27 protein-coding genes are annotated in these 26,978 nt (G+C 33.0%); 26 read left to right on the forward strand and 1 reads right to left on the reverse strand.

What is annotated here, in order from left to right:
• Window positions 1–40: 40 nt before the first annotated feature.
• Window positions 41–940, reverse strand: a complete 900-nt coding sequence (locus tag E0Y80_RS12520) for a DUF3078 domain-containing protein (RefSeq protein WP_156308014.1) — start codon at window positions 938–940, stop codon at window positions 41–43.
• A gap of 383 nt (window positions 941–1,323) precedes the next feature.
• Between E0Y80_RS12520 and E0Y80_RS12525 the strand changes: the two genes are divergently transcribed.
• From E0Y80_RS12525 to E0Y80_RS12650, 26 genes are all read left to right on the forward strand, one after another.
• Entirely contained in the window at window positions 1,324–1,749 is a 426-nt protein-coding gene (locus E0Y80_RS12525) for a BT0820 family HAD-type phosphatase (RefSeq protein WP_156308015.1), read from the forward strand.
• Window positions 1,750–2,144: 395 nt separating this feature from the next.
• Window positions 2,145–3,380: an MraY family glycosyltransferase gene (locus E0Y80_RS12530; protein ID WP_156308016.1), complete on the forward strand. Its 1,236-nt coding sequence runs from the start codon at window positions 2,145–2,147 to the stop codon at window positions 3,378–3,380.
• Window positions 3,381–3,387: 7 nt separating this feature from the next.
• Window positions 3,388–4,347 (forward strand): NAD-dependent epimerase/dehydratase family protein, encoded by a 960-nt coding sequence (locus tag E0Y80_RS12535; RefSeq protein ID WP_156308017.1) that lies wholly within the window; start codon window positions 3,388–3,390, stop codon window positions 4,345–4,347.
• Between the two features lie 45 nt (window positions 4,348–4,392).
• Window positions 4,393–5,847, forward strand: coding sequence for a lipopolysaccharide biosynthesis protein (locus E0Y80_RS12540; protein WP_156308018.1), 1,455 nt, complete (start codon window positions 4,393–4,395; stop codon window positions 5,845–5,847).
• A gap of 9 nt (window positions 5,848–5,856) precedes the next feature.
• Window positions 5,857–7,266, forward strand: a complete 1,410-nt coding sequence (gene wzx, locus E0Y80_RS12545) for an O-unit flippase-like protein (RefSeq protein ID WP_156308019.1) — start codon at window positions 5,857–5,859, stop codon at window positions 7,264–7,266.
• Window positions 7,263–7,868, forward strand: coding sequence for a glycosyltransferase family 2 protein (locus E0Y80_RS12550; RefSeq protein WP_156308020.1), 606 nt, complete (start codon window positions 7,263–7,265; stop codon window positions 7,866–7,868). The genes wzx and E0Y80_RS12550 overlap by 4 nt, the downstream gene beginning before the upstream one ends.
• A gap of 406 nt (window positions 7,869–8,274) precedes the next feature.
• Window positions 8,275–9,294: a glycosyltransferase family 2 protein gene (locus E0Y80_RS12555; RefSeq protein ID WP_156308021.1), complete on the forward strand. Its 1,020-nt coding sequence runs from the start codon at window positions 8,275–8,277 to the stop codon at window positions 9,292–9,294.
• Window positions 9,295–9,355: 61 nt separating this feature from the next.
• Window positions 9,356–10,456, forward strand: a complete 1,101-nt coding sequence (locus tag E0Y80_RS12560; RefSeq protein ID WP_156308022.1) for a glycosyltransferase WbsX family protein — start codon at window positions 9,356–9,358, stop codon at window positions 10,454–10,456.
• A 59-nt stretch (window positions 10,457–10,515) separates the two neighbouring features.
• On the forward strand, window positions 10,516–11,598 hold the full coding sequence (locus E0Y80_RS12565) for a DegT/DnrJ/EryC1/StrS family aminotransferase (RefSeq protein ID WP_156308023.1): 1,083 nt from the start codon (window positions 10,516–10,518) through the stop codon (window positions 11,596–11,598).
• A gap of 3 nt (window positions 11,599–11,601) precedes the next feature.
• Window positions 11,602–12,240 carry an acetyltransferase gene (locus E0Y80_RS12570; protein WP_156308024.1) on the forward strand — a complete coding sequence of 213 codons (639 nt, stop codon included), beginning with the start codon at window positions 11,602–11,604 and terminating at the stop codon, window positions 12,238–12,240.
• A 150-nt stretch (window positions 12,241–12,390) separates the two neighbouring features.
• Window positions 12,391–13,089 carry a WbqC family protein gene (locus tag E0Y80_RS12575; RefSeq protein ID WP_156308025.1) on the forward strand — a complete coding sequence of 233 codons (699 nt, stop codon included), beginning with the start codon at window positions 12,391–12,393 and terminating at the stop codon, window positions 13,087–13,089.
• Window positions 13,090–13,152: 63 nt separating this feature from the next.
• Window positions 13,153–14,127: a glycosyltransferase family 2 protein gene (locus tag E0Y80_RS12580; RefSeq protein WP_156308026.1), complete on the forward strand. Its 975-nt coding sequence runs from the start codon at window positions 13,153–13,155 to the stop codon at window positions 14,125–14,127.
• Window positions 14,128–14,231: 104 nt separating this feature from the next.
• Window positions 14,232–14,798, forward strand: coding sequence for a serine O-acetyltransferase (locus tag E0Y80_RS12585; RefSeq protein ID WP_156308027.1), 567 nt, complete (start codon window positions 14,232–14,234; stop codon window positions 14,796–14,798).
• The gene (locus tag E0Y80_RS12590; RefSeq protein ID WP_156308028.1) at window positions 14,798–15,718 is read left to right on the forward strand and encodes a glycosyltransferase family 2 protein; all 921 of its coding nucleotides are present in this window, start codon (window positions 14,798–14,800) and stop codon (window positions 15,716–15,718) included. The genes E0Y80_RS12585 and E0Y80_RS12590 overlap by 1 nt, the downstream gene beginning before the upstream one ends.
• 23 nt (window positions 15,719–15,741) lie before the next feature.
• Window positions 15,742–16,680, forward strand: coding sequence for a glycosyltransferase family 8 protein (locus E0Y80_RS12595; protein WP_156308029.1), 939 nt, complete (start codon window positions 15,742–15,744; stop codon window positions 16,678–16,680).
• Between the two features lie 29 nt (window positions 16,681–16,709).
• The gene (locus E0Y80_RS12600) at window positions 16,710–17,624 is read left to right on the forward strand and encodes a capsular polysaccharide synthesis protein (protein ID WP_156308030.1); all 915 of its coding nucleotides are present in this window, start codon (window positions 16,710–16,712) and stop codon (window positions 17,622–17,624) included.
• A 25-nt stretch (window positions 17,625–17,649) separates the two neighbouring features.
• The gene (locus E0Y80_RS12605; protein ID WP_156308031.1) at window positions 17,650–18,492 is read left to right on the forward strand and encodes a beta-1,6-N-acetylglucosaminyltransferase; all 843 of its coding nucleotides are present in this window, start codon (window positions 17,650–17,652) and stop codon (window positions 18,490–18,492) included.
• Window positions 18,489–19,364: a beta-1,6-N-acetylglucosaminyltransferase gene (locus E0Y80_RS12610; RefSeq protein WP_156308032.1), complete on the forward strand. Its 876-nt coding sequence runs from the start codon at window positions 18,489–18,491 to the stop codon at window positions 19,362–19,364. Before E0Y80_RS12605 ends, E0Y80_RS12610 begins: the two co-directional genes overlap by 4 nt.
• Before the next feature lie 18 nt (window positions 19,365–19,382).
• A complete protein-coding gene (locus E0Y80_RS12615; protein WP_156308033.1) occupies window positions 19,383–20,369 on the forward strand; it encodes a glycosyltransferase family 2 protein in 987 nt (328 codons plus the stop codon).
• 10 nt (window positions 20,370–20,379) lie between these two features.
• Window positions 20,380–21,669 carry a hypothetical protein gene (locus tag E0Y80_RS12620; RefSeq protein ID WP_156308034.1) on the forward strand — a complete coding sequence of 430 codons (1,290 nt, stop codon included), beginning with the start codon at window positions 20,380–20,382 and terminating at the stop codon, window positions 21,667–21,669.
• Window positions 21,635–22,765: a glycosyltransferase family 4 protein gene (locus E0Y80_RS12625; protein WP_156308035.1), complete on the forward strand. Its 1,131-nt coding sequence runs from the start codon at window positions 21,635–21,637 to the stop codon at window positions 22,763–22,765. Before E0Y80_RS12620 ends, E0Y80_RS12625 begins: the two co-directional genes overlap by 35 nt.
• Before the next feature lies 1 nt (window position 22,766).
• Window positions 22,767–23,873, forward strand: coding sequence for a glycosyltransferase (locus E0Y80_RS12630; protein WP_156308036.1), 1,107 nt, complete (start codon window positions 22,767–22,769; stop codon window positions 23,871–23,873).
• Between the two features lie 22 nt (window positions 23,874–23,895).
• Window positions 23,896–25,011, forward strand: a complete 1,116-nt coding sequence (locus E0Y80_RS12635; RefSeq protein WP_156308037.1) for a glycosyltransferase — start codon at window positions 23,896–23,898, stop codon at window positions 25,009–25,011.
• Between the two features lie 137 nt (window positions 25,012–25,148).
• Entirely contained in the window at window positions 25,149–25,595 is a 447-nt protein-coding gene (locus E0Y80_RS12640) for a S24/S26 family peptidase (RefSeq protein WP_156308038.1), read from the forward strand.
• An 8-nt stretch (window positions 25,596–25,603) separates the two neighbouring features.
• The gene (locus tag E0Y80_RS12645) at window positions 25,604–25,873 is read left to right on the forward strand and encodes a PqqD family protein (protein ID WP_156308039.1); all 270 of its coding nucleotides are present in this window, start codon (window positions 25,604–25,606) and stop codon (window positions 25,871–25,873) included.
• Between the two features lie 94 nt (window positions 25,874–25,967).
• On the forward strand, window positions 25,968–26,975 hold the full coding sequence (locus E0Y80_RS12650) for a nucleotidyltransferase domain-containing protein (protein WP_231596042.1): 1,008 nt from the start codon (window positions 25,968–25,970) through the stop codon (window positions 26,973–26,975).
• Window positions 26,976–26,978: the final 3 nt, after the last annotated feature.

Consider the following 26,978-nt stretch of genomic DNA (forward strand, 5'->3'; position numbering starts at 1 on the left):
GTAGGCCGCTTTCGTATTAAGATTTTTGATTTGTAGACTTTTAAAATTTGTAAGTAACACCAGCGCCTAAAATTTGTCTTACTTGTAATCCAGGGCCTTTTGTGCCGTCTGATTTAGGGACATTTACATTGTCATCATAAATAAGCTGTACGGCAGCATTAACTGTGATGAATTTATTTACAGCCAAATTAAGATTTGCTAAATAATCTACATCCACATTTTGCGGGTCTTCAAGGTAGTTGGAGTATAATTTTAAAATATTTTCTAGAGAAATGTTTTCCATAAGTCCAACTTTATAATAAGCATCTAATGCAGCTCCGAATTCATTTCTAGAGAACTTATCTGGATCAACGCCATAATCTTCCCTCACACTTTCTGCGCCTACCATGATAAAACGAGCTGAAGCAGGAGAGATGTTAATTTTGAAGTTATCAGACTCTTTATATGCAATACCTGGTCCGAAGCTTAAGTATGCAGGAGCAAATGGAGCAGAGAGTTTTCTACCTCTAACATTGTTGTTGTATTCGTAACCATTTGCAAATTGGGTATTAAAATTTAAGAAGAAAGTATAAAGCCATTTTTCAGCAGCTTGATATCCTAATAAACTGTTAATAGCAAATCGGTCATCGTTTTTACGCCAGTCAGTTTCCTTTTGATAGGTTTGACCATAAGCCGCCAACAATTTATTATCCCAACTCCATTTATCTTTTTTGTAATTGAAATCATAGTTTAGGATAATGTTGCCAGCAAGAGAGTTCACACCACCGGCTGCCCAATTCGAGAAGGAAGATTGATTGATTAAAAAGGTGTTTTCACCTTTAATTGTCCAAGTTTTAGTGGTGTCAATTTGAACGATTTCCACCTCTTCGGTTTCTTGAGCCGAAACATTTAAACTAAAGATAGTTACAGCAGATAAAAAAGCAGTTTTTAATACTTTCATTTTTTTAAGCGTTTAATTATTAGAATAGTTCTGAAATTTGCGGGGGCTAAATTATTAAATCTGTAGTTTATCACAAGTATGTTGCAAGATCATCTAACGTAATAATCAAAAATTATGTTCGGGGAATGTTATAAAATATGTGTTAATTAAGCTCAATCGGTGATTTGATAGTTTTACTTATTCATTTAAATTTTAATTGAATTATTATGGCTTTTGTAACTTTTTAACAAAAATTTATTGTTAACGGGATATTTTATTAATAAGGTTGTAAAAGAAGCAGTAAGAAGGAAATTGTTCATTAATTTATTTTTAATTTTTATTGAACCTAATCAACAGTCTCGAATGTGGAATCAAATTTGTACTGCAAGTAAAAAAAATTAAAAATGGTAATTGCAGTAGATTTTGATGGTACAATCGTTGAGCACCGATATCCGAGAATAGGGAAACCCATTCCTTTTGCGATTGATATATTGAAGCAGTTACAAAACGAGCATCACATCCTCATCATGTGGACTGTTCGTGAAGGTGATTTATTACAAGAGGCAATAGATTACTGTGCCCAGCAAGGATTAATATTTTTTGCACATAATTCTAATTTTCCTGAAGAAGATCGTTCTTCGGGTTCGAGGAAGCTTACAGCAGATTTATTTATCGATGATAGGAATTTTGGAGGACTTCCGGACTGGGGTATCATTTACAGGGGAATTCACAAAGGCTTAGGGCATGATTTGAAGTTTAATGAGGAGGATCTGTTTAATGAAGAGCAAAGGCCTGCTAAACTATCTGTTTGGCGGAAAATATTTAAATAAATTGCTTAATAAAAAGAAAACTATTAAATTTATAGGGTAAAATATTAATTTCAAACTATTTAATGTAGTAAATGAGTAATACTATGTTAATTAGGGTGTAAATTCATCTAAATAAGGTTGTTTAGAGCGCAAATTGTTGATTTTCTTGCTGCATATTATTTTCCTAAAAGCAAGAAAAGTAGTCATTAAAAGATGTTTAAGCATATAAATTGGACTGTAAGGTTTGGGCTACAAAATAAGAAATATAAAGGTTTAGTAGTTCAAATCAGTCGTTTGCGGTTCATTAATGTATTAAATTTGTTCCTGTCAAAGTAATCGAAACAACAATTAATAATAGATTGTTAAATAGTTGTAACATCATTTTAGCAAGTTATCTATTTCTAAAAACAATTTCAATGGAGTTTATTATTCTACTGGTTCCTTTCTTAATAGCCATCTTACTTGGGAAGATTATTATCCCATATATTATGCTTATTACCTATAGGAAACGTCTTTTTGATCCAGTGGACGCTAGGAAGGTTCACCAAAGTATTATCCCCCGATTAGGAGGCGTAGCTTTTGTTCCTATTCAATGTTGTTTGTTAGCGATTACGGTTGTTTTAGTTTATAAGACGAATTTTGTCAATTTAGGAATTGTCACATGGGAGGTATTTCCCATGTTTATTATGTTGATATGTGGATTGGTTATTCTGTACATCATAGGAATTGCAGATGATTTAATTGGCGTAAGTTACAAATGGAAGTTTGTTGCTCAGATTTTAGTTGCAAGTTTATTTCCATTAGCTGGATTGTGGATTAATGATCTTTATGGTCTATTGTTCTTGACTTATTTACCTGCATGGGCTGGTATTCCATTAACAATTTTTGCTGTGGTATTAGTTATAAACGCGGTAAATTTGATTGATGGATTAGATGGGTTATGTTCTGGTTTAGTTGGCGTAGGCTGTCTGGTATTGGGGACTTTGTTTGCTTATTATCATGCATGGATACATGCATTGTTAGCCTTTATTACTACAGGAATATTGATTTCATTCTTCTATTATAATGTTTTTGGTGCATCGAAGCGTAGGAGAAGGATTTTTATGGGTGATACGGGAAGTATGACATTGGGTTATACCATGGCATTTCTAACGATCAGTTTTGCGATGAACAATCAGAGTATAAAACCTTTCTCAGAAGGTGCAATTGTTGTTGCCTTTTCAACTTTGATTGTTCCGATTTTTGATGTTGCACGTGTCATATTTATTCGTTGGTATAAAGGGTTGCCGTTATTTAAAGCTGACCGTAGCCATTTACATCATAAATTACTTCGCGCAGGATTGTCGCATAAAAGTGCAATGATGAGTATCATAGGTCTATCTTTGTTTTTTTGTGCCTTTAATATCATCATGGTTCAATACATTAGCAATAATGTTGTTGTTATTTTAGATTTTGCATTATGGTTTAGCTTTACGTTGATATTCAATTATTTTGTAAATAAGCGAAATGCAAAAATTTCAAGTGCTGAAATTGAAGTAATAGATTCTACAATCGAAATAAAAAGTACAGTGGAAACTCAGGCTATTGAAGGTAAAAAAACCGAAACTAAGCGTGACGTTTCAGTAACAATGATGAATAAATATAACTATTAATCTATAAATGAACATAGCTATAATCGGGGGTTCAGGTTTTGTTGGTACAAAACTAATTAGTAACCTGAAAGATACCCCATCCTTAAACCTTGTCAATATTGACAGACAACAAAGTTCAACCTTTCCTCAACTCACAAAAATTGCAAACGTACTTGATAAGCAGAAGCTGAAAGAGCTTTTGAAGGGTCAGGATGTTGTGATACTTCTGGCTGCTGAGCATAGGGATGATGTTAGTCCGACCTCATTGTATTATGATGTTAATGTTCAGGGTATGCGAAATACGCTGGAGGCTATGGAGTTAAATTCAGTTTCAAGGATTATTTTTACGAGTTCAGTAGCTGTTTATGGATTGGATAAAGACAATCCAGATGAATCCTTTCCGGTAGATGCTTTTAACCATTATGGAAAAAGTAAGTGGGAAGCCGAACAAGTTCTTCAGGAATGGTATAAAACCCATTCAGATTGGAATATCAATGTTGTACGTCCAACTGTAATATTTGGTGAGGGAAATAGGGGGAATGTTTTCAATCTATTAAACCAGATTGCTTCTGGAAAGTTTATGATGATCGGAGATGGGAAAAATCAAAAGTCGATGTCCTATGTCGGGAATGTTGTTTCCTTTCTTGAGTTTTTGATTCAGCATAAGCGTGAAGGTTACAACGTCTATAATTACGTTGATAAACCAGATTTTACGACGAATGATTTAGTTTATCATACGGGAGAGATTCTTGGGAAGAAGATCCCAACGACACATATTCCATATTGGATAGGCATGTTAGGTGGATATGGTTTTGACGTTTTGGCATTTTTGACGCGGAAGAAGTTAACGATAAGTTCAGTTCGGGTCAAGAAATTCTGTGCGGTTACAAAATATGATTCCACAAAGGCGATGTCATCAGGTTTTGTTCCACCGTATTCGATGGAAGAGGGTTTGAGAAGGATGTTAAATGCTGAGTTTGGTAAGTAATATAAAATTAGGTTTTTTATATTATTAATTAGGATATTGTAGACAATGAGTCTTAAAGAACAAGCTGCAAAAGGAGTTTTCTGGATTTTTGCGGAACAATTTGGTTCACAGCTAATTGGATTTGGGATTAACCTGGTTTTGGCCAGGGTATTAATGCCTTCGGATTTTGGTACGATAGCGTTATACGGAGTTATTATGGCAATTGCACAAGTTTTGATCAATGGAGGGTTGACCAATAGCTTAATTCGGACTCAAAATGTAGACGATAAAGATATGTCTACGGTATTTTGGTTTAATTTTGGGGTAAGTCTTATTCTTTATGCCATTATATATTTTATTGCCCCATTCGTTTCAGCTTTCTATAATATAGAGGTCTTAACCCCCTTAATGCGTACCTATGCATTAATATTGATTATTGATTCTTTTGCTGCAGTTCAAGCTACAAAAGTTGTCAAAGAAATGCAGTTTCAAACGGCGTTTAAAATTCAATTACCATCTATGCTTATTGGAGGAGCAACAGGGATCTATTTTGCTACGCATGGTTATGGAGTTTGGTCCCTTATTTATTCATCGTTAATTCAGAATTTTGTATATACCGTACAATATTGGTTTTACAGTGATTGGAGGCCATCTTTTATATTTGATAAGGAAAAATTTAAGTATCATTTTTCATTTGGAATCAAGTTGACAGCTTCATCCTTATTGGATACTATATTTAATAACCTGTATAATATTATTATTGGTAAGAAATTTTCTACTGAGGATCTAGGTTATTATAATCGAGCAGATTCTCTTAAGCAATTGCCGATAACAAATATTGCGGGAGCTTTAAACCGGGTAACCTTTCCCTTGTTTTCAAAACTTGCCCACGATGATGAGGCATTAAAAAGGTATTATCAGAACATCATTCAAGTTGTTATTTTTTTAATTGCTCCGCTTTCTGTTATGATGGTCGTCTTAGCGGAACCAATAATCCGATTTTTATTAACGGAAAAGTGGTTGCCTTCCGTACCATATTTTAAGATCTTATCCATTGCGGGGATTTTTTATCCAATTCATGTTTATAACCTAAACATACTTCAGGCTAAAGGTAGATCTGATCTGTTTTTAAAAATTGAAGTAATTAAAAAGATAATAACCGTTGTCATTATTATCATATCATTGAGATTTGGAATGATGGGTTTAGTTTGGGGTGGGGTTGTTATCAATATTATTTCAGTATTCATCAATACATATTACACGACAAGGTTTATAAATTACCCTATTTTAAGTCAATTTGCTGATTTATTTCCTAGTATTTTACGAGCTTTGATAACAGGAAGTGTAATTTATCTAATAGACCATTATTTTCTTATAAATAACATTGATTTAATTAGGTTGTTAGTTGGTGTTTCCTTATATTTATGCATCTATTTTGGAACAGCTTACCTGATGAAGACAAAAGAATTATCTGTTCTTTTCGATTTAATAAAGGGTAGTCGTAAGAAAACGGAAACATAATATTACTTTATGCGCGTTAAATTAACCAAAAAGGATGTTGTTTGGAGTTATTTAGCGCAGTTCTTCAGCCTAGCTTCAGGAATATTCATTTTACCCTTAGTATTGAAGCTTCTATCTACCGATGAGATTGCTTTAAATTATTTAATTGGTTCTTTGGGGGCCATGGTTGCCCTGTTCGATTTCGGCTTTGCGCCTCAATTTGGCAGAAATATAACCTATGTATTTAGTGGGGCGCAAAATATCCATAAAACAGGCATTCAGACTGTTGAGTCTGGTGAGGAAATAAATTACAGGTTATTGGTAAATATGATTTATACAGCAAAGGCTGTGTATTTTCGGATTGCGTTATCATCCTTTATCCTGCTTAGCACATTTGGCACATGGTATATCTATGAAGTGACCAACGGTTTTCAGACGGTTGATCATGTTATCTGGATTTGGGCAACTACAATCGTGTCGATTTTTTTAAGTTTTTACTTTTCATATTTTGACTCCCTGTTAATAGGTAGGGGCTTGATTAAACAGGCTCGAATTTCCGCTATAATATCAAAGGCTACTTATATTCTATTTTCAATCACTTTGCTACTTCTAGGTTTTGGATTGCTGGGTGTCGTTCTTTCAAGTTTGGCGTCCTCGTTGATCTATCGATATATTTCATATCGTTTTTTTTATGACGAAGAATTTCTCCAAAAGATTAGAGAGGTTAAAATTGATAAGGTATTGAGTAAGGAGTTGTTTAATAAGCTATGGCATAACTCGAGTAAGTTGGGTTTGGTTATCGTTTCAGCATATGCCATTAATAATTTGAGTATGTTTTTGGCGGGATTATTTTTAAGTAGTGAAGAGGTTGCTTCTTATGGGTTGTTGATTCAATTAGTTGGAATAATTTCTATGGTATCAGGTACTCTTTTTAGCAGTTATAATCCGACTTTTTCTTATTTAAGGATTTCAAATAAACTGGCAGAGCTATTGGGGACTTTTTCGTTCACGATTATCGTTTATTTATTGCTATTTATTATCGGATCCACTATTTTGATTTTCCTAGGGCCTATCATATTGAAATTTATAGGGTCTAATGCCGTGCTTCCGGCAGTGCCAATTATGCTAGTGTATTGTTTGGTTGTGTTATTGGAAAATAACCATTCGAATTTTGCGACGCTGATAGTGACGAAGAATGAGGTTCCGTTCTTTAAATCATCCATCATTGCTGGAATTTTTGTTGCTGTAGGCGATTTTATCATTCTTAAGTATTTCTCTTTTGGAATTATGGGGTTAATCCTTGTTCAAGGAATTGTTCAATTAGGTTATGCAAATTGGAAGTGGCCATTAGTGGTTTGCAGGGAATTCTCGACCAACTATTTCTATATTTTGAAGCTAGGACTAAAGGTAATGTTTCAGAAAGTTAAAGTTCTTATATGAATAAATTAGCTATTGTAATTCCATATTACAAAATTGATTTTTTTGAAGATTGCATAAAATCCATTTCATGTCAGACCAGTAAGGATTTTAAAGTTTATATAGGAAACGACGCGAGCCCCGTTGATCCGATTTCTATTATAGAAAATTACCTGAACCCATCACAATATGAATATTACGAATACGAAGATAATTTGGGAGGCAAGAATCTAGCATTGCAATGGTCTCGTATTCTAGAGCAAGTTAGTGAGGAATGGTTTCAGATATTGGGTGATGATGATTCAATTGGGGAGAATTTTGTGGAAGAATTTTATAAAAATTTGCCTGATCTCAATGAAGAAGTAAATGTTCTGAAGATGAATAACTGTTTAAAGTTTATAAATGGTTCGGAACAGAGGTTTTATGAAGGGTTCTCTACGGGATTTTATAATAGTTTTGATTTAATCAGAAGAAAATTGGCAGGTGGTCTCAACAGTAGTTTGAGTGAGCATATTTTTCGAACGAAAAAATATCATGAAGTAGGTTTTGATATTTTTCCTTTGGCCTGGCATACTGATGATCTGTTTTTGATAAAAATGAGTGATTTCAATGATTTATATTTTTAAAGGAGTCGGAGGTTATCATTCGTGTATTTGAGAATAGCACATCCGGATCTAAGGAGAATTTAAAAGAGAAGGTTGAAGCTACGGATAAATTTTTCAAAATATTCAGCGATCTAATTATAGAAAGAAATTTAGGATGGTCGAAAGAAAGGCAGTTCTTAAATGCTATCAAGAGATATAGATCAGAATTAGCAGAAGAATCTTTGAGGGCTATATTTTGTTCCTTTGGAATTAAGGGCTGGTTCTTCTATTTAAATTATCAAATAAGGCTTTTGCTTAAGAATTTGGTTCCCAATAATTTACTTCGCACAATTACTGAAAATAGATAAAATATAATGTATTAAGAAAAAATAATATTATTAGTATATATTTATACTTTTAGTTATTTTTACTTTATATTTTTCTATTTATGATTAAAGTTGGAATTATAATTCCAGTATATAATGTTGAGACCTATATAAGGGAATGTTTTGACTCTGTCTGTGGGCAGAATTATGCATTTATTGAATGCATTTTTGTTGATGATAAAAGTTCTGATAGGAGCTATGGGATGTTGCAGGAGTTAATCAGTAATTATTCTGGAAATATAGATTTCAAACTGTTGTCAAATGAGGAGAATAAAGGAGCGTCTGCGGCAAGGAACAAAGGGGTTATTTCGAGCAATTCGGATTATTTATACTTTATGGACAGTGATGATACGATCACAGCGACTTGTATAGATGAACTTGTTTGCCATGTTTATTTGCATCCGGAGGTTGATTTGGTGCAAGGGGAGATGTTATGTGAAAATCAAATGTTGATTAATGATTTATGCATATCTAAAAAAGGCTTTCCCGATTTTTCCAATAATAAGTATTGGGTACGGTCCATCACATTCAACAGTTTACCAATATCACCATGTAATAAATTAATCCGTTCGGATTTATTAAAAAGGAATAAATTATATTTTAAGGAAGGGATTGTAAATGAAGATGCTTTATGGATTTATGAATTGAGGATGCATATAAAGACTATAGCCTTTCATTATCCATATACGTATAGGTATCGAATGACTCCAGGTTCAGTTACGATTTCTTCGAAAAATGAAAGGAAAAGGATTGAGGATTTATTTTTCATATTGGATGAATATATAAAAGGAATTGACGGAGAATTTAAAGCATTGGATAATTTTGGGATCCTAAAACAGTTTTACAATGCGAAGCTAATTAACGTGTCCGTAGAGAATGATCGATATTTTCGAAAAAACTTTGCTTATTCCATTAAAAAAGTGGTTAAAGATGATAAGGTTATCGGCCTTTATAAGCTATTTTTCTTATATTTAAAGCTTCCAGGTGCGATTTTTGGAAACACATTGTTTTTTTGGAAAAAGATTTTAGGTTTATTATATAGGTATAATAAATTGGTTGAGAGAAAGCAGTTTTTTTTCTAAAATTCACACTGGTTAGCTATACTATTAATTAATTACACATAACTCATAGTTAACTATTTTTATGAAAAGTGTTAAAGCGATTGCTTTTTATCTTCCTCAATTTCATCCAATTCCGGAGAATGATCTATGGTGGGGTAAGGGATTTACCGAATGGACGAATGTTGCGAAAGCCAAGCCGATGTTCGATGGTCATTATCAGCCTCATGTTCCAGCTGATTTAGGTTTTTATGATTTGCGGGTACCTGAAACACGGGAAGCGCAGGCCAATCTGGCGAGGGAATATGGTATTTCGGCATTTTGTTATTGGCATTATTGGTTTGGAAATGGTAAAAGGATATTAGAGCGTCCTTTTCAGGAGGTTTTGGAGAGTAAAAGTCCAGATTTTCCATTTTGTTTGGCATGGGCAAATGAGTCTTGGAGTGGCATTTGGCATGGTAATCCAAAAACAGTTTTAATGGAACAGGTTTATCCAGGAGAACAAGATTATATTGATCATTTCAATGCTATATTGCCTGCCTTTAAAGATAATCGCTATTTCAAAGTTGATGGTAAACCTTTATTTATGGTGTACAAGCCAATGGAAATTCCTGATTTGGACTTGTTTGTTTCAACATTCAGAAGGTTGGCAAAAGAGAATGACCTTGAAGGAATTCATTTAGTTGCTACCAATGTTGATCCGGATTGGGATACGAAGAAATACGGTTTCGACGCCTTGACGCCTGCAGTTCATACGAAGGATTCTTATTTAAAATCTGCAAATAAATTTGTTGACCTATATCGTAGGGCAAAGACCAGTCGATTAAATAAATATTACAAGAAAATATTCAAAAAACCAACAAGGATTTACAACTATAAAGATGCCATTCAAGAATTTACGGAGGATTCGAAAGGTAATATTTATTACCCTACGGTAATTCCAAATTGGGATAACAGTCCAAGGAGTGGCTTAAATGGTTTTGTACTCCATAATTCTACTCCAGCCTTATTTAAGAAGGCGATGGTAAATGCGGTGAACATGGTTAAGAAATATGATTCAGATAATCATATTGTATTTATAAAATCATGGAATGAATGGGCAGAGGGGAATCATTTAGAGCCGGATTTAAAATTTGGACATCAATATCTACAGGTTGTAAAGGATGTCCTACAAACAAAAGATTAGTTGATTAGTTAGGTCAAACAATGAGATTGTTTAAGTAATTTTCCAAAGAATTAAGAGAAATGATACCAGTCACAAAGCCGTTTTTACCACCGATTGAAGACTATAAGAAGTATCTAGATGATATTTGGTCTAGGAATTGGTTGACCAACATGGGGCCATTAGCCAGTAAGTTGGAGATGACATTAAAGGATTATCTTTCTGTCAACCATTTATTGTATGTAACTAATGGTACAGTTGCACTTCAATTGGCCATAAAAGCTTTGGAATTGAATGGAGAGATAATTACTACGCCATTTTCCTTTGTAGCGACGACTTCATCAATAGTATGGGAAGGCTGTATGCCAAAGTTTGTTGATATAGATCCACATACTTTGAACATTGATCCGTCAAAGATTGAGGCGGCGATTGGTCCTGATACCTCTGCGATATTAGCCACTCATGTTTATGGTAATCCTTGCGACGTTGAAGCTATCGACAAAATTGCAAAGAAACATAATCTAAAGGTGATTTATGACGGAGCTCATGCATTTGGTGTCAAGGTGAATGGGAAATCCATTTTTGAATATGGAGATATAAGTACATGCAGTTTGCATGCGACGAAATTATATCATAGTGCTGAGGGGGGATTGGTTATCACCAAAGATTCAGAGCTTCTCAAGAAAATTGCCCATATGCGAAATTTTGGTATTTCAGGGTATAGTAGTTTTTCGGATTTAGGATTAAACGGGAAGAATTCTGAGCTACATGCTGCAATGGGATTGGTAAATTTTGATTGGCTGGAAAGGATAATTTCCAGGCGTTTGGAAATTACGGAGAGGTATGCAGAAAATCTAAAAAATATAAAGGCTAAAGTTCCGGTCTGGCATAAAAATTCAAACCAAAATGGTGCATATTTAGTTTATGTATTAGAATCTGAGGATTTATTATTAAAGATTAAGTCTACACTGGATTCATTTGAGATTTTTACTAGGCGGTATTTTTATCCAAGTCTTTCTTCCAGTTTACCGTATTTAAGTCCGGTTGACATGGAAATTACAGATGATATTGCAAGAAGGGTATTGTGTTTGCCATTATATTATGAATTAACAAATGATGAAGTAGATTGGATTTGTCGATTAATTTTAAGAAGTCAAAACAATTAGCTCATGTTAATTTTCGGTGCAAAAGGCTTTGCAAAAGAAGTATTAGAAGTCAGTTTAGAAAAAGAAAGTAGAAAAGATATTGTTTTTTACGATGATATTTCATCGGATTTACCTGATAGGTTATATAATGAATTTAGGATTCTAAGGACATTAGATCAGGCGAGAGCATATTTGGATAAAGAAGATAAGCGTTTTGTATTGGGATTAGGGGGTCCGATGCTGAGGTATTCTAGCTTTGATAAATTTGTTGGGATCGGTGGGAATCCGTATTCATTGATATCTTCAACGAGTAGAATTGGTTCTTTTGGAGTAGTCATAGAAGAGGGAGTTAATGTCATGCTAAATGCAGTTATTACGAATGATGTAAAAATTGGAAAAGGCGTATTAATAAATCAGATAGCTTCAATAGGACATGATGTCGAAATTGGGGAATTTGTTGAGGTCTGTCCTGGAGTAGCGATAGCGGGTCATTGCAGTATTGGGAAATTTAGTTTTTTAGGAACGAATAGTACAATTCTGCCCAATGTAAAAATCGGTGAACGCGTTATTGTTGGCGCTGGTTCAGTAATTAATAGAGATATTCCGGATGGCTGCACCGTTGTAGGGGTACCCGGAAAGATTATAAAAACAAACAATTATTAAAAAGGGATAATAGTTTAATAATAAAAATAAATAGGTTAAAATGAAATAAAAGGAAGAATAACATTTGAAAATCACACAAAACTAAACACTCACACACTAATAGTAAAATCTTAAGAACAAGTCATTATGCTTAGAGAAAAAATAGGTATAATGCAACCATATTTCTTTCCTTATTTAGGATATATCAGTTTGATAAAACATACTGATCGATTTATCCTACTAGATACAGTTCAATTTATAAGAAGGGGCTGGATCGAAAGAAATCGAATTTTAAAACAAAAGGAAGGGTGGTTGTATATTCAAGTCCCACTGAAGAAAGATAACGGTAGGTCGACTTTGATTAAAGATTGTGTTTTGGACAATTCAAAACCTTGGAAAGAAAAAATTTTAGCTCAATTTTCTATTTATAAAAAAATAGCGCCCAATTACGTGGACACTATGGAGTTTTTAGAGAAGACATTATCTAAAAATTTTGTTGATATCACATCATTAGACAAGCATATTTTGGAAGAAATATGTAAATACCTGGACATGCCAAGGGAGATTTCCATTTTTTCGGAGATGGATTTAACGATAGAGAAGCCGGAAGATTCGGACGAATGGGCATTAAATATCTGTAAATGCATTGGATCAAAGCTTACTTATATAAACCCAAGTGGTGGTAAAAGTTTTTTTGATAGGAGTAAGTATGACAATGCAGATATCAATATGTATTTCCATGAATTACAAATTAAAGACTATAAGCAGGGATACCGGGAGTTTGAGCCCAATCTCTCCATATTAGACGCAATGATGTTTAACACAAAGGAGGAGATTCATGATATGTTAGATCAATTTCAACTATCATGATTCTGTGTCACATCATTTAGTAAACCAAAATTTATTAACCTATTTAAAAACTAAATTTTTATCATGGATGAAAAGAAATTAGAAAAAATTGATGTTTCGGTTGTGATGACAACATGGGGACATGATAAGTTCATTGTTCAGGCAATTGAAGGAGTATTGAATCAAAAGTTTGATGGCAATATTGAATTAATCGTTACCAATGACAGGTCTCCAGACGAAACGGATAAAATCGTTACTAATTATTTAAGAAATACAGTGATTCCAGAAAATATTTATGTAAAATATATTTTGAATGAAAAGAATTTGGGAGCTGTAAAGAATTTCTTATTTACAATTGGCATATCAAGGGGTGAATTTATAGGAGTTTGTGAGGGTGATGATTATTGGATTGATCCATATAAAGTTCAAAAGCAAGTTGACTTTCTTCGTGAGAACACTGATTGTAATTTAGCGTTTCATAGAGTTCAGGTATTAAATGAAAATGGTGAGTTAACTCCTGAAGAATTAAATAATTCTGAAACATCCTTTAAACGGGATATTCATTATTTGGCAGAATTCGGGAATTTCATGCATACTCCATCGGTGATGTTTAGAAATAATCTGGAATTCGATGAACGTATTTTTACAGATAGAATAGGCGATTATGTTGTTTGGTTTATAAGCGGGCAAAAGGGGAAATTTGGATATATTCCTGATGTAATGTCTGTCTATAGATTATGGAATGGTTCGATATGGGGATTAAAGAGCGAGTATTTTCGAATTCAAAACTCGCTACGGATGTTAATCAGAATGATTAAGTATAATGAAGACGATCAGATTAATAAATTATTAGTAAAACAAGCTAAAAAGCTTTTTCTATTTGTTAGTTTAAAGGAGATGAATTTGAAGGAACGGCTAAACTATCTGAAATTAACTTATGAGGTTTCTCCATCTTTTACATGGAAATTATTATTAAAAGGGTTTTCACATGTAAAGAAAGGCAGGATGTTCATTAATTTAATATTTATGGATCAGATCATTAAATGGGTTAGCTTTTAATAAATTATTCGACTAAAAATAGTTACGCTAAATATTAAGGCATCTTCATTATATTGATCTCTGCATATTTGATTTAAATTAATGGGTTTGATATAAATATTTCTATGTTAAGCAGATATAAAAATTATAGTAAGCATCAATATATAAAAGGTGATCGGATATATTATCCATCCTTTTTCTCTAAAGAAAATATTATTGATTGGTTATTGTGCACAGAGAAACATTTAATCCGATGTTATTTAAAAGCATTGAGATCTGAAGAGTATTATAGTTTTATAAGACCGAATAAGATCATCAGTTACTATTATTCTCGGAGGAAAAACAAACTGGGAGTGAAATTAGGATTTTTTATTCCCAAAGGATGTTTTGGACTTGGGCTTCACTTAGCACATTATGGATCTGTAATCATAAATCCTAGAGCAATCATAGGAGAGAATTGCACGATTCATGGTAATTGCTGTATAGGTAATACAGGAAGTGATGAGGGAGGTTTGCCGGTTTTAGGCAATAATATTGATATAGGACAAGGGGCTCAGATTCTAGGGGATGTAAAAATAGCAGACGGGGTGAGGGTTGGAGCCGGGTCAATTGTTTTAAAATCTGTAATAGAGGAAGGAGCCTCAGTGGTTGGGATTCCGGGAAGAGTTTTATTAAAAAGACAAGATAGATAATGCTTATATCATTTATTCTACCGGCATATAAGGCGAAATTTTTAGATCAGGCGATTGAAAGTATTTTGGGGCAGAGTTATGGTAATATTGAATTAATTATTGTTGACGATGATTCCCCTCAGAATTTAGAAGAAATTGTTTCGAGATATAATGATCCAAGAATAAGTTATTTCAGAAATGAAGTCAATATAGGAGGTAAAGATTTAGTTGCACAGTGGAATAAGTGTATTTCTTATGCAAATGGGGAATATTTAGTATTGGCGGCAGACGATGATATTTATCATAAAAATTTCACGCAGGAATGTGTTAAATTGATTGAAAAGTATCCAGAGGTAGATATGCTTAGATCCAGGATATCATTAATTAATGATCAAGGTGATCTTATAGAAATCGATGGAATATTAGCAGAGCGATGCAGTCAGGAAGAATATGTATATAGTTGGGTTAAGGGAGTTCCATATGTATGTATAGGAAATTATATGTTTAAAACTAAGGCAATTCAAACTGAAAAGTTTGATAATTTGCCATTTGCGTTCGGCACAGATACCATTACTACTGTCAAATTAGCAAAAAATGGGATGGCTAATACAAAGGATATGCTGTTTGATTTTAGGATTTCAGACATTCATTTATCCAGTGATCCTACAAAGTATGAGCAAAAGGTCGATGCGATTACGTTGCTCTATTCTATGCTGGGAAAAATAGCATATAAAAAACCAATAAACTCGATCGAAGAATTTTGTCAAAGCAGAGTTCAATGGAATACCTTATATCAGAAATGTGTCTACGATTATTATAATGTTGCGATAAAACATTTGCCCTTTCGTAAAATAGGGAAAATTGAGGACTGTAAATTATTGAACAGAAAAGATAAACTAAAAATGTATGGAAGGTTTATTTTTGAAAAGATTATTAAATAATATTTGAGTAATACAATTAATAGATGAATTCATATATCCCTATAGTAGTAGCTTTTACAGAAAATTATTTTGTTCCTGCTATTACTTGCCTTTCTTCCATCTTAAAGAATTCAGATCCTAAGTATAAGTATGAGGTAATTTGCCTATTGACAAAAGATTTACCCTTGGATTTACAAGAAAAATTAAATACTTATAATCCGGAGCGGATGAAATTTACCTATCTGAATTTAGATGGTGCTCTTGAAGGCGTATATGTTGATGAGCGCTATACAATCGCTGCATCATTCAGATTATTATTGCCGGAATTGTTGAAGGAGCATGATAAAATAATTTATACCGATTGTGATGTTATCATCAGGAATGATTTGGGGTCTTTATATGAAAATATAAATTTAGGAAACAATTATTTAGCTGCCGTTTATGAGGCAGCTCTTGATTCTCAAGTATCATATTTAAAGGAAATTGGCTGTGAACCAGGTTATTACTTTAATTCTGGATTTTTAGTTATGAACTTAGATCAGATGAGGAAGGATGGGTTATCTAAGAAATTGATTGATGGATTAAAAGTGCCGTATTTGCAATTTCCAGATCAAGATGTTTTAAATATCCACACAAAAGGAAAGGTATTAGGATTAAAGCCAAAATATAACAGCATTCGAACATTTTTTCTTCCCCAATTTAAACCAACATTTTTAAAGCGCTATACTGAGGAAGATTGGGATGAAGTTCAAAGTCATGGTACCATTCATTATACAGGCGGTAAGCCTTGGAATGAGATGACTGTGAAGTTTGAGATATGGTGGAAATACTATTTTCAGTTGCCAGAGCATATAAAAGCAAGTTGGCAAGAGGATAAAAAATTAAGCTCAATTGGAAAATGTTTGAATTTTCCTTTGCTAGGAAACTTAGGCCAGGGCATAATTGATATATACAGAAAAGTGAAGCACATGAATTCCCATTAAATTATACATCACACTAAGATTTTAGGATCATGATAGAAAAGCTTAAAAAATTGCCTGTTGTTAGCAATATTTGGTCTCGAATTAGAGGTTCAAAAATTAAAACAAAACATCAAGAAGTTGCTGAATTTTGGAAACCAATAATATCAGATTATTATTCTGGCAATTTTGAAAAAATTGAAAGTAAGCCAAAAAAAGAATTAGGAACGGAGCGGATAATTTGGCAATATTGGGGACAAGGTGTTGATTCTGGAGAATTACCGGAGGTTGTTGATCTATGTTTTAAATCTGTAGATCAATACAAAGGTGATTTTATGGTTATTAGAATTGATGATTCGAATTATAGTGATTATGTGGATTTACCTGATTATGTTATTGAGAAATTAGAGAAAGGGATCTTCAAAAGGACATTTTTTTCAGATTTATTGCGATTGGCTCTTTTAAAGAACTATGGTGGAGTATGGTTGGATGCTACAATTTTGTTGACAGGTCATCTTGATGAAAATTTAATTGCACAACCTTATTTTATGTATCAACGAGATTCTAGTGAACCTAATAAAAAGAATTGGGAGGATAGCTATGCATATTATTGGGGATGGGACAAAGATTATAAAGTCAGAGTATTGAACAGCATTATTTATTCTAAGGCTGATAATCCATTAATTTCAGATATGTTTCAGTTGATTAACCACTATTGGAAAACCCAAAATGAAATTATAGATTATTTTTTCTTTCAAATTCTATATAATGAGTTGATAGAAGGGCAATTGAAAGCCGAACAATGTTTATTAATTAGTGATGTTTATCCTCATATCTTGCAGACTAAATTTAATGGAGTGGAAGGTCTTATGGATTATTCTGAGGCAATTAATCTTACGAATACTCATAAAATGTCCTATTTCAATACTGAAGGGTTGAATAAATTAAAAACTTTCCTAAATAAATAATAAATTTAAGTTCTAGAAATTATTTATGAAACATGCCTTTTTAATTGTTGCTCATCATGAGTTCAATATTCTATCTATTCTGATTGACCTTTTAGATGATGCAAGAAATGATATTTATATTCATATAGATAAAAAAGTATTGGATTATCCGAAGCAAGCAGGGAAAAAATCCAATGTTTATTATCTAGAAGAAAACAGGGTCGACGTTCGCTGGGGGAATGTTTCGCAAATTGAAGCAGAATACGCGTTATTTGAAACAGCTTTTAAGAACGGTCCTTATGGATATTATCATATGATATCTGGAGTACATCTTCCTTTGGTGACACAGAATGAATTTCATGATTTTTTTGATTCCGTTTCTAAATCTCAAGTTTTCACACCGATGGAATCTCATCCCATTGAATTAGAAAGAAAGGGAAATTTTAAAAATTATTTTATGAAAAGTTTCTCTTCAAATCGATTTTCCCAAATAGGATGGAGGCTAGGGGTTAGTATTCAAGAACTGCTTGATTTAAAGGTGAATAAAGACCGTACTTTTATTAAAGCTTCAAATTGGGTTAGCCTTACTCAGGATGCTGTTGCCTATATGATAAGTATCAAGAAAAATGTACTGAAAAGGTATCGATATACGATGTGTGGTGACGAGTTATTTGTTCCTACTGAGCTGACCTATTCTGGAAAGAATTGGAATACAATTTACTCCGAGAGGTTATTATTGCATAATGTTGGTAGAGCAAATTCTACAGTTATTACAGAAGAGGAACTTGAACTTATAGAGAAGTCAAACTATTTGTTTGGTCGAAAATTTAGTTCTTCAAACTTGGAAATTGTAAATCATATTATAGAAAAAGTAAAGCCAGTCTTATGAAGCATGCCTACCTAATTCTTGCACATAATGAGTTTCAAGTTTTGAAGAGGTTATTGTTGGCTTTGGATGATTCTAGGAACGATGTTTATATACATTTTGATAAAAAAGTAAGCGAATTACCGGATTTACATTTACAACATGCTAATCTTCATATTCTAAAAAATCGAGTAGACGTAAAATGGGGAGATGTGACTGTTATGGAGGCTGAACTCAATTTATTTGAAGCTGCGCATAAAAATGGGGAATATAGTTACTACCATTTACTGTCAGGAGTTGACATGCCTATCAAGTCACAGGATTATATCCATGATTTTTTTAATAAACATGCTGGTAAGGAATTTATAGGTTTTTATCAGGGTGATATTACAGACGAAATTGACCGAAAAGTTATGAAAACACATTTGTTTTCAGAGTCTTTTAGAACCGATTCAGGATTAATAAACCTTTCGAAAAAGGTTTTAAGATCAGCTTTTATAAAATTTCAGGAAATAATAAATTATAAAAGGAACGGGGATATCAATTTCAAGAAGGGTACACAATGGATCAGCATTACGGGTGAAATGGTAAAAATATTAATTAAGGACCGTGAAAATATATTAAAGATTTACCAAAATAGCTTTTGTTGCGATGAAATTGTGGTTCAAACAGCTTGCTGGAATTCCGAGTTAAAGAAAAATATATTTGATTTAAACGATGAAGGGAGAGGATGCATGCGTGAGATTAGATGGGAAAAGAATGTTATAAGAGACTGGACAGAAAACGATTATGAATATCTTACTCATTCAGATAAATTGTTTGCTAGAAAGTTTAATTCTAAGAGTATCAGTGCTGTAGACAAAATTCTACACTATGTTCAGGTAAATAAAACTTAGTTTTGTGGTAAGTTGAACATGGATAAAAAAGCGCTAGTTTCGATAATCGTTCCGGTTTACAATGCTGAGAAAACATTGTACATATGTTTAGATTCATTGGAGGAACAAACATATAAAGATCTGCAGATCATTTTTGTTAATGATTCAAGTACAGATAACAGTTTAAATGTACTTAACCAATTTAAGGAAAGAACCTCCTATCAAGTGGAAATTATAAGCCATGAAAGGAATAGAGGAGTTGCTGCAGCAAGGAATACAGGATTGGATAGGGCGCAGGGAGATTATATTTATTTTGTTGATGCTGATGATGCAATCGATAAAAATACAATTGCAGAAAGCTTAAAACTGGCAACATCTGAGAATTTAGATATTGTTGGCTTTAGCTGGTATCTAACTTTTGAAAAAAATGAACGAAAAATGCATCAACCTAGCTTTGATAGTCCATTTGATGCAATAGAGAAGATGATGAGGGGAACGATGCGATGGAATTTATGGCTTTTCTTATTTAAATCGTCCATTTTTCAAAATTATGGGATTCGATTTATAGAAGGAAAAAATATGGGTGAGGACCTTATGGTAGCCATAAAGTTATTTTGCAATTCGGAAAAGGTTGGATATTTAGATCGTCATTTTTATCACTATGGTCAGAGTAATGCTTCTTCGTTAACCAAAACATATTCTGACAGTCACATTGAGCAAGTGACTGCGAATGTCAATGAAGTTGAAAAATTTTTAAAAAGCAGTATTTTTTCAAATAAGATAGGTAACTTAATGAACTATTTAAAGCTGAATATAAAGCTGCCATTATTAATTTCTGAAAAAACAACACAATATACTAAGTGGTTGAATTGGTTCCCGGAAGCAAATTCTTTTGTAATGGAAAATAAGACATTGCCACTACGAACCAGGCTATTGCAGTTAGCCGCAGTTAAAAAACAATTTTGGCTCGTAAAACTTTATAATAAAGTTGTTTTACGATTAGTTTACGGTGTGTTATATAAATAGTCATTAAGATATGATTCGATTAATACTCTATATATCAATTGGAATTGCGGTAAGTTTTTATTTGTTCCCAATTTCGTTTACCTTTTTGCCATCCCTCAATACAAAAATGGTTTTGGCCGTTTTGGGCGGAATGTTTGCGGGCATGAATTGGTTAATGAATCGTGAGATTAAGATTTCAAAAGGTTTTTTGGTTTCGGTTGTCTTAGCATTATTGTTTTCTTTCATTTGTTTCTATTCCACAGACATCAATAAAACAACAGATTATGCATATGCGTCCTATATCACCAGTTTTGCGGTTTGGTATTTTGGAGCCTATGCAGTTTGTAGTATGATAAAAATAGTTCATGGAAAGGTAGATTTTAGAATCTTTACCTTTTATGCGACCGCAATTTGTGTTTTTCAATGTACAGCAGCTTTGTTGATTGATAATGTTCCGAGTTTTAAATTGCTGGTAGACAGTTATGTATCACAAGGTCAGGAGTTTTTTGAAGAAGTTGATCGATTATATGGAATTGGAGCAGCATTAGATCCGGCAGGAGTTCGATTTTCGATTGTATTATTAATGATTACTGCTACATTGAACAATGATGAATCTGTTAGAAATAACAGTTGGACAATCAGTTTGTTATTAATATCCTTCTTTTTTATAGCCATTATAGGAAATGCTATTTCAAGAACTACGGTTATAGGCTTAGGTGCCTCATTAGCCTATTTTATTATTGGATCAAGTGTATTTAAAAGAGCAATACAGAATCATTCGACTAAATTGAGTGTTTTGTTTGGAGTCTTTTTAGTAGTTGCGATAGGCATTTCCATTTACTTATACCAAACCAATGCAGAGTTCTATGACCAAATGCGCTTTGCTTTTGAAGGGTTTTTCAATTATGTTGAAAAAGGTGAATGGAGGACGGATTCTACGGATAAGCTAAATCGGGAAATGTGGGTATGGCCACAGGATCAACAAACCTGGATTATAGGTTCTGGATTGTTTGATAATTATGTTTATAGTACGGATATCGGATATTGTCGATTTATCCTATACTGTGGAATTCTAGGGTTTTCTGTATTTGCATTATTGTTTGTTGTAAACGCTCTGGTGTTTATGAGACGTCATCCCCAATATTGGATGTTCTTCCTGATTTTAATGGCTTTTACCTTTGTCATTTGGTTTAAGGTTGCAACGGATATCTTTTTTATTTATGCAGTATTTTATTGCATCGATTCATTAAGGGTTACAGAAAGTTCAGAAGAAAAAGAAGAAGTTTATGAAGATAGTGTATTGCATCCTAGGTACATTTAACTCAGGAGGTATGGAGCGAGTGTTGGCAAATAAAACTAACTACCTCGCAAAACTTGGTCATGATATCAGCATTATCACTACCGACCAACAAAACCGTAAGCCCTATTTTAATCTACATCCTTCAATTCATCAAATTGACCTTGGTATTAATTATACCACAAATAATAATACTGGTTTATTAAAGAAATTGATAGAATATCCTAAAAAGCAGCTTGAACATAAGAAACTACTGAAGAAATATCTAAACAAGATAAAACCTGATATTACAGTTTCCTTATTTGACCATGAAGTTGGTTTGCTTCCCAGTATTGGTGATAAAAGCAAGAAGATTGTTGAAATTCATTTTTCTCGATTTAAAAGACTGCAATACGGCAGGGAAGGTGTTTGGAAAATTGTCGACAAAATCCGAAGCAATAATGACCTTAAAACGGTTCAGAAATACGATAAGTTCGTTGTTTTAACCGAAGAAGATAAATCTTATTGGGGAGATCTAAATAATATCGAGGTTATTCCTAATGCAAATAGTTTCAAAATTTCTGAACCTAGCAAGCTTTCTTCTAAAAATGTAATAGCTGTTGGTCGCTATGATTACCAAAAGAGATTTGAGGATTTAATAGAGATATGGAAATTGGTTCATGAAAAAGAACCAGAATGGCATCTCAATATTTTTGGCAAAGGACCTGAAAAGGAGAAATTGCAAAGAATGATTGATGAAAATAAGTTGTCATCAACTGTAAGTTTAAGAGATCCTGTTCAAGATATTGATCAACAGTATCTTGATAGTTCAATGATTGTAATGACTTCTCGTTATGAAGGATTGCCAATGGCACTATTGGAAGGTCAAGTTGCAGGATTACCCCTCATATCTTATACATGCAAATGTGGTCCAAGAGATATTATTAAAGAAGGTGAAAATGGCTTTTTATTAGAAGAGGGAGATAAAATAGGTGTATCGGAGAGAATCGTAGAATTAATTCAAAATAAAGAATTGCGTGAAAGGATTGGGGAAAAATCATTTGAATATTCAAATGATTTTTCAGAAGAAAAGATTATGGAGAAATGGCTAAGTCTTTTTAATGAAACTTTGAATACATAGAATGAAAACTATTGTAATATCTGCTGTTAACCTGGTTGAGGCTGGAACATTAGCGATTCTGCAAGATTGTCTAAGATTTCTATCGGACTATTCGGTCAAAAATAATTATAAGGTTATTGCTATAGTTCATAGAAAAGAACTAGCTGAATTTCCTAACATTGAGTATATCGAAACTCAGTGGCCAAAGAAAAAATGGACGAACAGATTGTGGTACGAATATGTATCGATGAATAAAATATCGAAAGATATTGGTACTGTATACCTTTGGTTTTCTTTGCATGATACCTCTCCAAGCGTTCAAGCAGAAAGAAGAGCAGTATATTGCCATAATTCATTTTCTTTCTATAAATGGAAATTGCACGATTTAGTGTTTGCTCCTAAAATTGCCCTTTTTGCAATTTTCACAAAGCTTATCTATAAAACCAATATCTTAAAAAATGATTATTTGGTTGTTCAGCAGGAATGGTTTCGTTCTGGCTTAAGTAAAATGTTTGGGATCAATCCTAAGAAGATAATTGTTTCAAGACCAAGAATTTCAGATGATACTCCTGAAAATATTGAATTGAAAACTACAGATGATACATATCGTTTTTTATTTGCCGGTTCACCAAATAGCCATAAAAATTTTGAAGTTATCTGTCAAGCTTCCAAAATACTCTTAGAAGAGTATAAGATTTCAAATTTTAAATCCACGATCACAGTTAAAGGAACTGAGAATAAATACGCTTCTTGGTTATTGAAAAATTGGGGTAAAATTGATCAAATTGACTTCATGGGCTTTATTCCAAAAGCTAAGTTGGTGGAATTATATGCAGAAACTAATTGCTTGATCTATCCTTCGAAAGTTGAGTCATGGGGCTTGCCAATTTCTGAATTTAGTAATTACGAACGACCTATGTTATTGGCTGACTTACCATACGCTCATGAAACTGCTGAAGGAAGTTTAAAAACGGCATATTTTAATCCTGATGATCCAAAACAATTAGCAAGATTGATGGCTAGCTTAATCAACGGGAATGAGTCGAATCTCTCTAATCAACCTGTTAAGGATTTAGCTAAGCCGAAAGCCGAAAATTGGGAAGAACTATTTAACATGTTATTGAAGTAATAATCTAATCCACAAATACAAAATGAAAGTTCTGCAGGTAGGAAAATTTTATCCGATTCGAGGAGGTGTAGAGAAAGTTGAGTATGATTTAATGCTTGGTCTATCCAATGATGGTATTCGTTGTGATATGCTTTGCGCATCCACCGAGGATCATCCAGAAGCTACCATTCATTTAAATGAATATGCGACATTATATGTAGTTCCTACTCAAATCAATGCTGCTGCGACTAAATTAGCCCCCAAAATGATTAGTAAATTGAGGAAGATGGCTAAGGCTTATGATGTTGTCCATATTCATCATCCGGATCCTATGGCTTGCCTTGCGCTCTTTTTATCTGGTTATAAAGGAAAAGTTGTGTTACATTGGCATAGTGATATTTTAAAACAAAAAACTCTATTAAGGTTATACAAACCTTTACAGGATTGGTTGATCAAAAGAGCGGACATCATAGTTGGAACTACACCCGTATATGTCAAAGAATCTAAATTTCTTCAACAAGTACAATCAAAGATTGATTTTATTCCTATCGGAGTTGATATAGAAGAAGCTAATCCTGCTTTAGTTGAGGAAATTAGGTCGAAGTACTTAAATAAAAAATTGATATTCTCCTTAGGTCGTTTGGTTGAATACAAAGGTTATGAATATCTAATAAAATCAGCAATTCATTTAGACGATTCATATCATATAGCTATAGGTGGTAAAGGACCTCTAAAAGAAGAGCTGGAAGCTTTAATAAAGGAGAATAAACTAGAAAACAAAGTTAGTCTATTAGGATTTATGACAGATGAAGAAGTTATAGCCTATTATGAGGCTTGTGATCTTTTCTGTTTAAGCTCTATACTGAAGACTGAAGCGTTTGCAATTGTTCAAATTGAAGCGATGGGTTATGGTAAACCAATTGTTTCAACCAGGATTCCAGAGTCTGGTGTAAGTTGGGTAAATGCAGATACTGTATCTGGAATAACGGTTGACATTTGTAATGATAAGGCTCTAGCGGATGCTTTTCTAGCTATATTAACTGAGGAAGATGTCTACAAAAAACTTTCGGAAGGAGCGAAAAAACGCTATTTTGAGCATTTTACGCGACAAAAAATGGTAGATAAATGTTTACAAATATATAATAAGATTTTAGCCTGATAGGACCAATGCATAATTTTGCCTTAACATCAAAAGAGATAGCTTTTATTGCGGGTCAATAAATTATTTGATTATACCACTTAGTTCTTATACATTCTTGCTAAATTATCTGAATATTAAGTTAATATTATTGGTTGATGAGCGACGACAAAAATAAAAGGAGCTATAAAGTTCAAAATAATTTGTTTTTTGAGATTATCACTGATGACCTAAAAAACGGTAAATCTGTAAAATTTAATGTTTCAGGTAGAAGTATGATGCCTTTTTTGAATCATGGAGATCAGGTGGTTGTAAAACAACCTTCGGGTTTAGATGTTAAGAAAGGTGATATACTTCTTGTTAAATACCAGGGTAAATTTATTTTACATCGTTTGGTTAAAATAAAAGGTGTGAAATATTATTTAGCAGGGGATGGGAATCTGGACCAAATAGAGATAGTAGAGAAAGAGGATGTGATAGGTTTGGTTACAGGAGGCAGTCGAGGAGAAGAGCTGTTGAAGGTAAACTCAGATTTTAATAAGAAGATAGGTTTAATATGGTATTATATTAGGCCCCTGCGATATCTCTTTAGTAAATTTAAATAGGTATAAGTATGAAGTTAAGGAATGATTTACAGCTTAGAAAATTAGGTGAAGATTTTATTATTATTGATCCAGGACAAGAAATGGTTGATATGTCTAAGGTTTTTACCCTAAATGAAACTGCAGCATTCCTGTGGGAAGAACTTCATGATACTGAATTTTCAGAAGAAACAGTAATTCAGATATTATTAGAAAATTACGAGGTTGATGAAGCATTAGCAATTAAAGATGCTAAGCGATTGATTCAAGATTTTGTAAAAGGGGGTCTTATTTCGGTTTAGTGTAATGTTAAAAAACAAGATAACCAAGATATTTTTTTTATTACTACAATCCGGATTATGGAAAAAATCTATTTTAGATACAACATATTTTCCATTGAGCAGCAAAGAATGGGAAGAAATTTATAAAATTAGTATAAATCAAACCGTAGAATGTATCGTATTTGACGGGATTCAAAAATTAGATCCAAAAGATCAACCTCCAAAGGTCCTATTATTAAATTGGGCAGTTCGGGTTGAAAAACAAGGTCAACGGAATGAAATAATGAATGAATCGATTTCTGAATTATTTTCATTGTTTAAGGAGAAAGGGGTTTCCCCCATTTTGCTTAAAGGTCAAGGATTAGCAAAATGTTATCCGAATCCATTGCACCGAGTTTGTGGAGATATAGATCTTTATTTTGAAGATAAGAAGTCCTATGATGATGCATTCAAAATTATTAACGATAAAGGATTGGAGATAAATTCCATGCCTGGTTTTAGTTCAGAGTATATATTTGGAAAGTTTGAAGTAGAACATCATCAAAAGATGTTTGATATTCATAATCCATTTGTACAACATGTATTAAAGAAAATTAGGAAGGAAGAGGTTGACAATGCCAATTATTTAATGATAAAAGATAATAGTATTAAGATGCCTTCAGCATTGGAGACAATTGTTCAAGCTAATTGCCATATTCTAAAGCACCTTTTGTCTTTTGGAATAGGTATCAGGCAGCTATGTGATTCAGCTAGGATATACTTTTATTATCATTCAGAATTAAAGGATAAGGATTTAAGTTCTATTTATTCTAAACTAGGGATTGATAAATGGATAAATTTATTGCATCAATTGTTAGTAAAATATTTAGGATTAGAAGAAAATAGGTTGCCTTATTCATTAAATAATAATGTTGATGCCGATTGGATGATGGAGGATATTTTAATTGCAGGGAATTTTGGTTTTCATAATGAAAAATTCAAATCCATAGAAAGCAATCTAAATGGGGATAGGGCAAATAAAAAAAGCAGGATTTGGGATTCCTTTATGAAATATGTTAAAGTAACACCTTCAGAGGCAATCTGGTTTCCTATAATGCAATATTATTCAAGGGTAAATAAATAAAAG

It is taken from the genome of Sphingobacterium endophyticum (assembly GCF_009733535.1).
GTDB classification, from domain to species: domain Bacteria; phylum Bacteroidota; class Bacteroidia; order Sphingobacteriales; family Sphingobacteriaceae; genus Sphingobacterium; species Sphingobacterium endophyticum.